At 63.3% G+C, this 11,889-nt stretch carries 10 protein-coding genes; 7 read left to right on the forward strand and 3 right to left on the reverse strand.

Annotation, left to right across the window (positions count from 1 at the left end):
- Window positions 1-8: 8 nt before the first annotated feature.
- The 5 genes from HU144_RS11700 (at window position 9) to holA (ending at window position 6,593) form a co-directional block, all read left to right on the forward strand.
- Entirely contained in the window at window positions 9-1,316 is a 1,308-nt protein-coding gene (locus tag HU144_RS11700; protein ID WP_235351477.1) for a UDP-glucose dehydrogenase family protein, read from the forward strand.
- Window positions 1,313-2,188 carry a DegV family protein gene (locus HU144_RS11705; protein WP_235351478.1) on the forward strand — a complete coding sequence of 292 codons (876 nt, stop codon included), beginning with the start codon at window positions 1,313-1,315 and terminating at the stop codon, window positions 2,186-2,188. Before HU144_RS11700 ends, HU144_RS11705 begins: the two co-directional genes overlap by 4 nt.
- A 146-nt stretch (window positions 2,189-2,334) precedes the next feature.
- Complete coding sequence (locus HU144_RS11710; protein WP_235351479.1) at window positions 2,335-3,225, forward strand: helix-hairpin-helix domain-containing protein; 891 nt, start codon at window positions 2,335-2,337, stop codon at window positions 3,223-3,225.
- A gap of 40 nt (window positions 3,226-3,265) precedes the next feature.
- Complete coding sequence (locus HU144_RS11715) at window positions 3,266-5,545, forward strand: ComEC/Rec2 family competence protein (protein ID WP_235351480.1); 2,280 nt, start codon at window positions 3,266-3,268, stop codon at window positions 5,543-5,545.
- Window positions 5,546-5,609: 64 nt separating this feature from the next.
- A complete protein-coding gene (holA, locus tag HU144_RS11720) occupies window positions 5,610-6,593 on the forward strand; it encodes a DNA polymerase III subunit delta (RefSeq protein WP_235351481.1) in 984 nt (327 codons plus the stop codon).
- 105 nt (window positions 6,594-6,698) lie between these two features.
- Here holA and rpsT read toward each other — a convergent pair whose 3' ends face one another.
- The 3 genes from rpsT to HU144_RS11735 form a co-directional block, all read right to left on the reverse strand.
- The gene (gene rpsT, locus HU144_RS11725) at window positions 6,699-6,959 is read right to left on the reverse strand and encodes a 30S ribosomal protein S20 (RefSeq protein WP_235351482.1); all 261 of its coding nucleotides are present in this window, start codon (window positions 6,957-6,959) and stop codon (window positions 6,699-6,701) included.
- Window positions 6,960-7,166: 207 nt separating this feature from the next.
- Window positions 7,167-7,745, reverse strand: a complete 579-nt coding sequence (locus HU144_RS11730; protein WP_235351483.1) for a type II toxin-antitoxin system PemK/MazF family toxin — start codon at window positions 7,743-7,745, stop codon at window positions 7,167-7,169.
- Window positions 7,746-7,756: 11 nt separating this feature from the next.
- Window positions 7,757-8,524, reverse strand: coding sequence for an endonuclease/exonuclease/phosphatase family protein (locus HU144_RS11735; protein ID WP_235351484.1), 768 nt, complete (start codon window positions 8,522-8,524; stop codon window positions 7,757-7,759).
- 173 nt (window positions 8,525-8,697) lie between these two features.
- On the opposite strand from HU144_RS11735, the gene lepA reads away from it, so the two are divergent.
- Together lepA and hemW are read left to right on the forward strand one after the other, a co-directional pair.
- Window positions 8,698-10,569 (forward strand): translation elongation factor 4, encoded by a 1,872-nt coding sequence (lepA, locus tag HU144_RS11740; protein ID WP_232488278.1) that lies wholly within the window; start codon window positions 8,698-8,700, stop codon window positions 10,567-10,569.
- Window positions 10,570-11,799, forward strand: a complete 1,230-nt coding sequence (gene hemW / locus HU144_RS11745) for a radical SAM family heme chaperone HemW (protein ID WP_235351485.1) — start codon at window positions 10,570-10,572, stop codon at window positions 11,797-11,799.
- The last annotated feature ends 90 nt before the right edge of the window (window positions 11,800-11,889 follow it).

Below are 11,889 nucleotides of genomic sequence, written 5' to 3' on the forward strand. Positions count from 1 at the left end.
AATGCGGGTTGAAGATTTCAGTCATCGGGTGTGGATACTTGGGCGCCGTGCATGCGGCGGCGATGGCATCACTGGGACACGAGGTCGTGGGCGTCGACGTCGACGCCGACAAGGTTGCGGCGCTGACCTCTGGTCGCCCGCCATTCTTCGAGCCGGGCCTGAGTGAATTGCTGGTGAAGGGTCAGAATCTCGGCAGTCTCGAGTTCACCACCGACGTCTCGCGTGTCGCGGATTCGGCGATCCATTTCGTGTGTGTCGGGACACCGCAGAAGCCTGGGGAGTTCGCCGCCGATGTCGCGTATGTCGATGCCGCAGTGGATTCGCTGGTTCCCCATCTGACTTCGACGTCGGTGGTTGTGGGTAAGTCCACGGTTCCCGTCGGCACCGCTGAGCGTCTGGCCGCTGTGCTGGCTCCCACGGGTGCGTCTCTGATGTGGAATCCGGAGTTCCTGCGTGAGGGCCATGCCGTTGAGGACACGCTGCACCCGAATCGTCTGGTCTACGGCGTTGCCGAGGGTGAGGCCGGTGAGCAGGCCACGGCAGTCCTCGACGAGGTGTATGCGACGATGCTGGCGGACCAGACGCCGCGGATGGTCACAGATTTCGCGACGGCCGAGCTGGTCAAGACCGCTGCGAACTCGTTCTTGGCCACGAAGATCTCGTTCATCAATGCGATGGCTGAGCTGTGCGAAGCTTCGGGCGCGGACGTGACTCAGCTGGCGGATGCGATCGGGATGGATGATCGCATCGGGCGGAAGTTCCTCAATGCCGGCCTCGGCTTCGGTGGTGGGTGTCTGCCCAAGGACATCCGTGCATTCATGGCACGTGCCGGTGAGCTGGGGGCTGACCAGGCGGTGGCGTTCCTGCGTGAGATCGATTCGATCAACATGCGTCGGCGTGTGCGCATGGTCGACATTGCCCGGGATACCTTGGACGGCTCTTTCATCGGGAAGAAGATCACGGTCCTCGGTGCCGCGTTCAAACCCGACAGCGACGATGTCAGGGACTCTCCTGCTCTGGCGGTGGCACGGCTGATCGCGACGCAGGGCGGTGTGGTGACGGTGACGGATCCGCAGGCCATCGACAATGCCGCACGATCGTTTCCCGAGCTGAACTATGTGGCTGATGCCTCTCAGGCGCTGGCTGGTGCCGATGCGGTGCTGCTGCTGACGGAATGGCAGGAATATCGGGATCTTGATCCTGTCGCCACAGCGTCGCTGGTGGCGGGCAAGGTCCTCATCGATGGCAGGAATGTGCTGACACCGCAGGTGTGGCGCTCGGCTGGATGGACATATCGGGCTCTGGGCCGTCCATGAGGATCGGCCTGGTCACTGATTCGACGGCACAGCTGTCGGATGCAGAGGAAGCCTCGCTGCGTGAGATCACCGGTGATCTCTTCGCCGTCGTTCCCCTGACGGTGCTCGTCGGAGGGGTCGCCTTCACCGACGGGGAACTCGCCGCTGGAGACCTGTGCCGGAAGATGGACGAGGGCGCCGAGGTGTCGACGTCGATGGCGTCACCCGCCCAGTTCGCGAACGCCTATTCGACGCTGCTTGATCATGGTGCCGAGTCGATCATCACCGTGACCATGTCCGGAGATCTCTCCGGGACCCGCGACTCGGCCGTGGCCGCAGCACAGAACGAAGAGTCGCTGATCAATGTCGTCGACTCCCGAACCACCTCGGCGGGACTGGCCGGTGCCCTGGCGATCGCGGCCGCCGGAATCTCGCAGGGACACGACGTGGCAACGATCGCGGGCACAGTCGCCGATTGGTGCGCTGGCGAGACCCGAACCGCATTCGCTCCGGCGACCTTGGAGCACCTGCGCCGAGGTGGTCGCATCGGCGCCGCTTCCTCACTGCTGGGCCGGGCCCTGCAGATCGTTCCGGTGCTTGGACTCAACGCCGGTGTCGTAGCTCCTGTCGCACGGGTCCGGACACGCACGAAGGCACTTGAGCGCATGGTTGCGCTGGCCGGTGAAGCCGCGACGGAGATCGACTCCGATGAGCAGGATGTCTACGTGGAGATCCAGCACGCGGACGGTGAACCCTCCCACCCTGATGTGGTCATGTTGCGCGAGAAGATCGAAGGTGCCGGTCTGCCGACGACATTTCGAACCTTGTCGACCATCATCACCGCCCATGTCGGCTCCGGCACGATCGGTATCACGGTCCAGACCAGACCCTGATCTCCTCACCGCAGGGCCACTCACGTTCGTTGAACTGTGGATGACGGGCCGACTCATGTGCGTTTGAGCTGTGGACCGGCGAACGGTTTCCACAGGCGGCATTTCGGCCCTGGCGCGATCGAAGCAGCTGCCCTTAGCTTGTCGACATGGCTGTCTCTCCCGATGATCGCTTCGCAGGCCTCATCAACTCCAGCGCCGAACGCGGCGGATGGGTCCCAGGAGACGTCTACGAAAGCGACAGCGACGGCGATGAGGAACCGGTCGAGCCGCGCCGAGTGCGCCTGCCGATCCTCGTCGCGCTGATTGTCGCTGCCATTGCTGTGCTCGTCATGGCCTTTCTCGTTCTTCGCCCGGCCCCACAGCATTCCGCCACTGGTGGCCAGGAGGGTCCGGCCCCCGGCGGAGGAGCGACCTCGACCGAGACGAAGACGGGAGCATCTCCAGGGCAGGACCAAGCTGCTGCAGACGAAGCCACATCCGCAGCCCAGAGTGCCGATCCCGGCACGGTCGTCGTCCATGTCACCGGAGCGGTGAACAGACCCTCCGTCGTGAGCCTGAGCGCTGGAGCTCGAGTCCAGGACGCTGTGGAGAAGGCGGGCGGACTGAAGGAACAGGCGGATGCGGAGGCCATCAACCTGGCTCGCGTCCTCCACGACGGCGAGCAGATCCACATCCCCGCCCACGGAGAGGAACCAGAACCCGCAGGCGCAGATCCCGGCAGTGCCGCATCGAACGCGGCAGAGGGCGCAGGGACCGGCAGCGAGGGAGACAGTGCAGGTGGTGCTCCCGGCAGTGGGGCAGACAGCGCGGCCGGTGCCTCCGGCGGTGGGGCTGCAGAGCAGGGCGCGAAGGTGGACCTCAACACTGCTGATCTCGCGACTCTGGAGACGCTGCCGGGAGTCGGACCGGTGACGGCGGAGGCGATCATCGCCCACCGCGAAGAACAGCCCTTCACCAGCATCGACGATCTGCTGCTCGTCCAGGGGATCGGACCCAAGACATTCGAGAGCCTCAAAGATCGTGTCTCGGTCGGATAGGGCTCGGCGAGAGCGAGCGCACTGTTCGAAGGCTCGGTGGGTGAGAGACCGGTGGAGAGCCATACTCAGTTGGGCGCGCTCGGCTGCGAAGGTCTGGCCAGGATCCGTTCGCCTGCTCATCTGCGCGCTGGGGCTGTGGATCACCGCGCTGGTGGCTCCAGGGCCATGGGCGCTCCTCGCGGCTGCGATCCTCGTCGGTCTCGGCTTCCTCTGCCTGCGCAGACACCACCACCTGGGCGTGCTCCTCATTGTGTTCGCGTGCCTGTTCACGGTTCAGACCACCATGCTCGGTGCCGGCCGCGGAACTGAAGACGTCACCGATGTGGAGGGCATCGTGGTCGGCCACAGCCAACCAGGGCCTTCGGGCTGGTCTCGGCTGACGGTGCTCACCTCGGGAGGCATCACCGAGGTGCTCAGCCCCTCCGCTCCACCCGAAGGATCGCACGTGACCATGCGCACGGAGGCTCTCGACGACATCCGCATCAGCAGCGAAGATGCGACGGTCCTGCGCACACCGAACAGGCTGTGGCAGTGGCGAGGAGACCTGCGCATGCAGCTGCGGCATGATTCCCTGGCCTCAGGACACAGCGGCGGTGCACTGCTGCCAGGCCTCGTAGTCGGTGACACCGAGCCCCAGGACGCACGGATGGAAGACGATATGCGTGTGGTGTCCCTGACTCACATTTCGGCTGTCTCAGGCAGCAATGTCACGATTGTCAGCCTCGGTGCCGGACTGCTGGCCGGACTGTGCAGGGCCGGTCCTCGGACGCGCGTCGGTGTCGGGGTGCTCACCTGCGTGGGGTATGTGTTCGTGGTCGGGTTCGAACCCAGCGCCATCCGTGCTGCGGGTATGGCGATCGCGGTCGCCCTTGTCTTCCTCCGTGGGGGAGGGATCTCACCGGTGGCGGTGATGAGTTCGACCGTGTGCATCCTGCTCAGCGTTGTCCCTGTGCTGGCGACCTCGGTGGGATTCGTGCTCTCCGTCGTCTCGACCGCCGCAATCATGTTCGTCGTTCCGATCATTCTGCGGCGACTGAGCCTGCGCCTGTCGATGGTCCCCGCCATTGTCCTCAGCGCCCTCATCGTGCCCCTGGTCGCCCAACTGGCCTGCACACCGGTACTCGTGGCCATCGACCCCCGGATCGGGCTGTGGTCGGTGGCGGCGAACGCCCTGGCCGCACCCGCAGTTCTGCCGGCCACTGTCCTCGGGTTCCTATCGCTGGTGTGCGGGGGACTCGGTCTCGTCGGCATCCCCGGACTGCTGTGGTGTGCTCAGCTTCCCGCCTGGTTCGGCTCGCTGTGCGCATGGTGGATCGTGGCCGTGGCCAGGATCTGTGCCGGACTGCCCGGAGCTGCCCTCGACTGGCCGGAACCGCCGTGGGGGACACTGGCCGCGCTCGGACTTCTCATCGTGCTGGCTGCTGGCTGCTGGCTGCTGATACGCAGAAAGCTGTGGGGAGTCCCGGTCGTCGTCCTCTGCATCTGCCTGACCGCACTGATCATCGTGGTCGGTCGAACGAAGCCACCGGCACACGATTGGTTGGTGATGATCTGCGATGTCGGGCAGGGATCGGCAACGCTGATCAACCTCGGCGAGGGCCGTGGCCTCCTCATCGACACGGGGAAGGACCCGAAGCCCGTCGACGTGTGCCTCGACGAGGGCAGGATCGAGGAGTTCGACCTCATCATCTCCCACTTCGACGCCGATCACAGTGCCGGGTATGCCGGAACCACGTGGTCGCGGACCCTGCACCGCCTATGGGTGTCCACCAACGTCAGCGGGGGAGAGGAGGTGCACAGAATCGTCGAGGACACCGGCGCCGAGGTGGTCCCGACAACGCGTGGACGCACACTCGACGCTGGTGGGGCCCAGATCGAGGTGCTCTGGCCTCCACCGCGACAGACCACGGGGACAGAAGAGACCGGGGGGACAGAAGGGGCCGCGGAGACAGAGGGGACCGAAGTGCGCAATGAGGACTCACTGGTCCTCAGGGTCGAACAGAAGGGACTGAGCTACCTGGTCCCCGGCGATATCGGCGAAGATGAACAGTTCATCGTCGCCCAGAGTCTCGAACCCGTCGACGTCCTCATTGCACCCCACCATGGGTCCTCCGACCTGTCCGAGGACTTCTTCACCGCTGCAGGCGCTCGCCTCGGAGCTATCTCAGTGGGGGACAACAGCTACGGCCATCCCACCCCACGCGCCCAACGAGCCTTCGGCCCCGTGCCGGTTCTGCGCACCGACCTCTGCGGCACCATCGCTGTCTATGCGAACGCGCAGTACAGTACGGGGAAAAGCTGCGGCAGCGATGGACAGTGACTTTCGCGAGTAGTCTCCGGTGACTGCCGCGCATCGAGTCCGTGGCTAACGATAGGCTTGGCGCATGGCAGTGAAGAAGACCCTGATCCCGTGGAGTTCCGCGAAGCCCGCGCCCGTAGTGATGATCTCCGGAAATGAGCCGGTGCTCATCCGCATGGCCAAGGATCGGATCGTCACTGCCGCGCGGAAGTCCGACCCGGAAGAGATCGAGTTAGACGCCGCCGGATACCAAGGCGGAGAGCTGCTCATGGCCGCCTCGCCCTCATTGTTCTCCTCCTCCAAACTCATCGTCGTCGACAGCGTCGAAAAGTGTTCGGAGGCATTCTTGGCAGATGCGCTCGCCTACCTCGACGAACCCAATGACGATGCCGTCGTCCTGCTTCTTCACGGAGGCGGAAACCGCGGGGCCAAACTGGTCAAGAAGATCGAGGCGAACGGATTCCCCCGGGTCGATGCTGCGCCGCTGAAGAACGAAAGTGACCGCGCCAAATTCGCCCAGGGACGGTTCAAGGCTGCGAAGAGGCGGATCGACGAATCAGGGATGGGCGCGCTCATGTCTGCACTCGGGGCCGACCTGTCCGAACTCAATGCCGGAGTCGACCAGCTCATTGAGGACACCGAGGGGACCATCACCGCGCAGATCGTCGACCAATACTACGGCGGCCGAGTGGAGGCCACCGGCTTCAAAGTCGCCGACGCCGCAGTCGGAGGCGATGCGAAGAGTGCGCTGAGCCTCCTGCGTCACGCACTGTCGACCGGGTCCGACCCGGTGCCCCTGGTTGCCGCGGTCGCGATGAAGTTGCGGTCGATGGCCAAGGTCCAGGGCTTCTCGGGTTCGAGCGGCGAGCTCGCCTCTGAGCTGAAGATGGCTCCCTGGCAGGTCGACCGTGCCCGGCGCGAGGTGCGCCGGTGGAACGAAGTCGCCTTGGGGCAGTCATTGATCGCGGCAGCCGAAGCCGATGAGGCCGTCAAAGGCGGAGGCCGTGACCCGGTCTATGCGGTCGAATGGTTCGTCTCGGAAGTCTGCCGCTTGGCTCGTCAGCGCTGAGCGGTGAACAGACTCTGAGCGGTGAAGAGACTCTGAGCGGTGAATAGATGAGGGGCCCGATCCAAACGGATCGGGCCCCTCGAAGCTATAGCCTCAGTGATCGACTCAGAGAGCGTTGATCTGCGTGGCCATGCGCGACTTGCGGTTCGCAGCGTTGTTCTTGTGCAGAACACCCTTCGAAACAGCCTTGTCGAGCTTACGGGCGGCAGCAGCATAAGCCTGCTGTGCTTCGTCCTTGTTGCCGGCAGCAATGTTCTCGCGGACGACACGGATATGTGACCGAACCTCGGACCGCACAGCCTTGTTGCGCTGGCGAGCCTTCTCGTTGGTTTCAATCCGCTTGATCTGTGACTTGATATTAGCCAATTTCAACACTCTTTCGTGTTAGTGGAACATGGTCGTGAGGGCACACCTGACCGACATACTCATCTCCGCGGGGAAACACATCGATGATATCGAGCCTGATGGCATCTTCACCCGACCTCAGCGAGACACACGCCTTTGATGAAGATACTCTCTCAACGATACAGGCTGATCCCGTCAGGCAGAAATTGTCGGTGCCCTGTTTTCGGTTCAGCCTGCGGCGACGTTCCTGCCGACCTGCTCGAAGATCTCGCGAGGCATGATCGAGCCTTCGCGGCGGATGGTCTCCGGATCCAGGCGGATCACGCGGTCGAGTCGAATCTCGGAGGGCCTGCCCTGAGAGTCCCAATCCCCGCTGCCGATGTTCATCCACCGGGCGTGGCGATCTTCACGGACCTCGCCGACTCCTCCTGGGATGTGATCCTTGCTGGTGAGCATGAGTGCAAGCACCCAGCGACCGTCCTTGCCGACGACCAGGGAGGGGCGGTCCTTGCCCTGGGAGTGATCTTCTTCGTAGGGGACCCATCCCCAGACGACCTCTCCTGGATCGGCATCGCCGTCGAGGTCGGGCGCATAAGAGACATTGACCGCGCCGCGGTAGTCACCCGGATAGTCACCGTCCTTCGCCGAGGCGGATCCCGACGACCGTCCATCGCTCTGAGAGGGACCGCTCGGGCGGGAGCCCGAACCCTGCGAGCCTGCTTTATTCCTCTGTGAATCTTTGTAGTATTTGAAGCCTTCTTTGACGCCGATCCTGACGACGCGACTGACCAGTGATTTCCAACTCATGTGCACTGATCCTAATCGACGTAGCGCAGAACCGCTTCGACCGGGAAATGGTCGGACGGGTACTCACCGTCGAGGTTGTATGTATTGATCCGCGTGGAGACTGTTCGCAGTCCCGGCGTCGTCAGGATCCAATCGATGCGAGGGTCGCCGTCCTTAGGGCCCCGGTAACGGTGGAATGTGCCGATGTCCTCACCTGGAACAATCGCAGCGGTGTCTGTGAGTCCCAGCTCAGTGCAGAAATAGTCGTAGACGGGGGAGCCGGTGGCGACGTTGAAGTCTCCTGTGACCACGGACGGACCGGTCACCTCGGCGAGATGGCCGGCCATGATCTTCCCTGATTCCAGACGAGCTTCCTCAGACTTGTGATCGAGGTGAGTGTTGAGCAGGCGCAGCGACTGCCCGTCGATACGATCCCGAAAGTCGACGACTGTCAGCGTCCGGGCGTGGGAGACGCCCCAGGATTCGGACGCGACCGTCTCCGGCTGTTCGGACAGCCAGCTGATATCGACGGTATCGACGTCGAATCGCGATGAGTCGTAGATGACCGCGGTGAACTCACCCGAATTGCCGCCCGAATGCCCCTCACCCAACCAGATGTACTCATCGGGAAGCAGGCTGATGAGTGTCTCGAGCTGATCGAGCTCACCCTCCTGCGTGCCGATGATATGAGGGTGAGCCTGGGTGATGAGCTCGGCGGCGATGGGCAGGCGCTTGGCCACGGGATGGCCGTCCATCGCGGGATATCTGAGGTTGAAGCTCATGATCGAGAAATCGCTCATGGCTCAATCTTCGCCGATCGCCGCCGAAAGTGCAGGATCGGCACAGGGATTCTCAGCGAGTTCGAGCCGGTGAGAAGAAGTTCTGCCCGCATGCGCCGGGGTGAGGAGGATTCCAGTCTGGTGCGCAACCCATGGAACAATGGAAGTTCTGGTCTGTCGAAGGAAGGGCGTTCATGTCACCTCAGGTGAAGCCGCAAGCACTCGAACGGATTTCGCCGTCCGCTACATCACCCGAGTTGATCCGCAATTTCTGCATCATTGCTCATATCGACCATGGAAAATCGACCCTGGCCGACAGGATGCTCCAGGTCACAGGGGCGGTTCAGCCGCGCGATATGCGAGCTCAGTACCTCGACCGGATGGACATCGAACGCGAACGCGGAATCACGATCAAGTCCCAGGCCGTGCGCATGGCCTGGGAGAACGAGGGCACTCCCTTCGCTCTGAACATGATCGACACTCCGGGTCACGTCGACTTCAGCTATGAGGTCTCCAGATCCCTGGCCGCCTGTGAAGGTGCGCTCCTTCTCGTCGACGCGGCACAGGGCATCGAAGCCCAGACTCTGGCCAACCTCTACATGGCCATGGAGAACGATCTCGCGATCATTCCCGTCCTCAACAAGATCGACCTCCCCGCCGCGCAGCCCGAGAAGTACGCGGAAGAGCTGGCCAACCTCATCGGCTGCGAACCCGAAGACTGCCTGCTGGTGTCGGGCAAAACCGGCGAAGGCGTCGACGCGGTCCTCGATCGGATCATCTCGGACATTCCTGCCCCTGTCGGCGACGCCGATGCGCCGGCGCGAGCCATGATCTTCGACTCCGTCTACGACACGTACCGAGGCGTCGTGACCTACGTGCGCCTCATCGACGGTTCGCTGCATCCGCGCGAGAAGCTGACGATGATGTCGACAGGCAGCACCCACGAACTCCTCGAGATCGGCGTTTCCTCACCGGAGCCGAAGGCCACGAAGGGCCTGGGCGTCGGCGAGGTCGGATATCTCATCACCGGCGTCAAAGACGTGCGTCTGTCCAAGGTCGGCGACACGGTCACACTGAACTCTGCACCGGCCACGAAGGCGCTCGAGGGCTACAAGGAACCTAAGCCCATGGTGTACTCCGGGCTGTTCCCGATCGATGGATCGGACTACCCGGTCCTGCGTGATGCCCTTGACAAGCTCAAACTCAACGATGCCTCGCTGGCCTACGAGCCAGAGACCTCGACTGCGCTGGGCTTCGGCTTCCGCTGCGGGTTCCTCGGACTTCTCCACCTCGAAGTCCTGCGCGATCGCCTCGAACGCGAATACGACCTCGATCTCATCTCCACCGCACCCAGCGTGATCTACGACGTCACGATGGAAGACGGATCGGAGATGGAGGTCACGAACCCGAGCGAGTATCCGACGGGCAAGATCAAAGAGGTCCGCGAACCCATGGTCCGGGCCACCATCCTCACCCCGAGCGACTACATCGGCGCGGTGATGGAACTGTGCCAGACGCGTCGCGGCAGTCTTCAGGGGATGGACTATCTGTCCTCGGACCGGGTCGAGATCCGTTACCGACTGCCCCTGGCCGAGATCGTCTTCGACTTCTTCGACCAGCTGAAGTCGAAGACCAAGGGCTACGCGACCCTCGACTACTCCGATGACGGCGAAGACGCAGCGGACCTGGTCAAGGTCGACATCCTGCTCCACGGCGATCAGGTCGACGCCTTCTCCGCGATCGTCCACCGCGACAACTCCTACTCCTACGGTGTGCTCATGGCCGGCAAGCTGCGCAAGCTGATCCCGCGCCAGCAGTTCGAAGTGCCGATCCAGGCTGCCATCGGTTCGCGCATCATCGCTCGTGAGACCATCCGCGCCATCCGCAAGGATGTGCTGAGCAAGTGCTACGGCGGCGACATCAGCCGTAAGCGCAAGCTGCTGGAGAAGCAGAAGGAAGGCAAGAAGCGGATGAAGGTCGTCGGCAATGTCGAGGTCCCTCAGGAGGCCTTCATCGCCGCCCTGTCCTCGGACGATCCGGAGCCCAAGAAGGAACCCAAGAAGTAAGTGCCTGCACAACCGACTGGTGAGACTCCACCGCTTGACGGTTCGCTGCCGGCCTCGGCCGGGGTCGGCGCGGCCTCTCGCGGGCTGAGCCTGTACGTTCACGTCCCTTACTGTCGGGTCCGCTGCGGCTACTGCGACTTCAACACCTACACCGCAGAGGATCTGGGGCCCGGCGCCTCCCGCGACGACTACCGCAGCAATCTTGCCCGCGAGCTTGATCTGTCGACTCGTGTCCTCGCCGCGGCGGGGGCCGCCGACCGTGCGGTGACGACGATCTTCTTCGGTGGGGGCACCCCGACGATGTTGGCCGCCGAGGTGCTGGCCGGGGTGATGGATGATATCCGCGACCGCTTCCGGTTGGCACCGGATGTCGAGGTCACGACCGAAGCGAACCCCGACACATTGGACCCGAGCTACATTGCGACCCTGGCTGCCGCAGGGTTCACGAGGATCTCCTTGGGCATGCAGTCGGCTGTGCCCCATGTGCTCGCGACCCTGGACCGCACACACGACCCGGCGAAGATCCCAGATGTGGCGAAATGGATCAAAGAGGCCGGCCTGGAGCTGAGCCTCGACCTCATCTACGGCACACCGGGGGAGTCCATCGACGATTGGCGCAGGTCACTTCAGGTGGCCCTGAGCAACGACGTCGATCACATCTCCGCCTATTCGCTCATCGTCGAACCCGGCACGAAGATGGGGGCCATGGTTCGCCGCGGCGAACTGTCTATGCCCGACGAAGATGACCTGGCCGACAAATACGAGATCGCCGACGCCGCCATGGAGGCGGCTGGTCTGCACTGGTACGAGGTCAGCAACTGGTCGACGTCTGCGGAGACCCGCTGCGACCACAACATGGCCTACTGGCGCAATGCTGATTGGTGGGGCTACGGTCCCGGAGCCCATTCGCACATCGGCGGCGTGCGGTTCTGGAACGCCAAACACCCCCGTGCCTGGTCCGACCGGTTGCTCGCAGGTGAATCACCTGCCATCGGACGTGAGGTGCTGGAAGCATCGACCCAGGAGATCGAACGGATCATGCTCGCGGCTCGCATCGATTCGGAGCTGCCTCTGGACTCACTGGGGACAGGCAGTGACAGGGCGATCAGGGGATTCGTCAAGCAGGGACTTCTCGATGGTGACGCCGTGGAGGAAGGCCGCTTCGAACCTACGCTGCAGGGCCGGCTGATGGCTGACTACATGGTTCGCATCCTCACGGACTACGTCTGAACCTGATTGCATCTGATCTCTGAACCTGACTGCATCTGAACCGAGTGCAGAGAAGCCGCTGTCATCGAACGCGATGACAGCGGCTTCTCT

The sequence above is a fragment of the Brevibacterium sp. UCMA 11752 genome, from assembly GCF_021532235.1.
In the GTDB taxonomy this organism is placed as follows: Bacteria; Actinomycetota; Actinomycetes; order Actinomycetales; family Brevibacteriaceae; genus Brevibacterium; species Brevibacterium antiquum.

Coding starts and splice junctions, on each gene's coding strand:
- HU144_RS11735 (WP_235351484.1), bottom strand. CDS start 8,524: ATGAGCGATTTCTCGATCATGAGCTTCAACCTCAGATATCCCGCGATG.
- holA (WP_235351481.1), top strand. CDS start 5,610: ATGGCAGTGAAGAAGACCCTGATCCCGTGGAGTTCCGCGAAGCCCGCG.
- HU144_RS11710 (WP_235351479.1), top strand. CDS start 2,335: ATGGCTGTCTCTCCCGATGATCGCTTCGCAGGCCTCATCAACTCCAGC.
- HU144_RS11730 (WP_235351483.1), bottom strand. CDS start 7,745: ATGAGTTGGAAATCACTGGTCAGTCGCGTCGTCAGGATCGGCGTCAAA.
- HU144_RS11705 (WP_235351478.1), top strand. CDS start 1,313: ATGAGGATCGGCCTGGTCACTGATTCGACGGCACAGCTGTCGGATGCA.
- lepA (WP_232488278.1), top strand. CDS start 8,698: ATGTCACCTCAGGTGAAGCCGCAAGCACTCGAACGGATTTCGCCGTCC.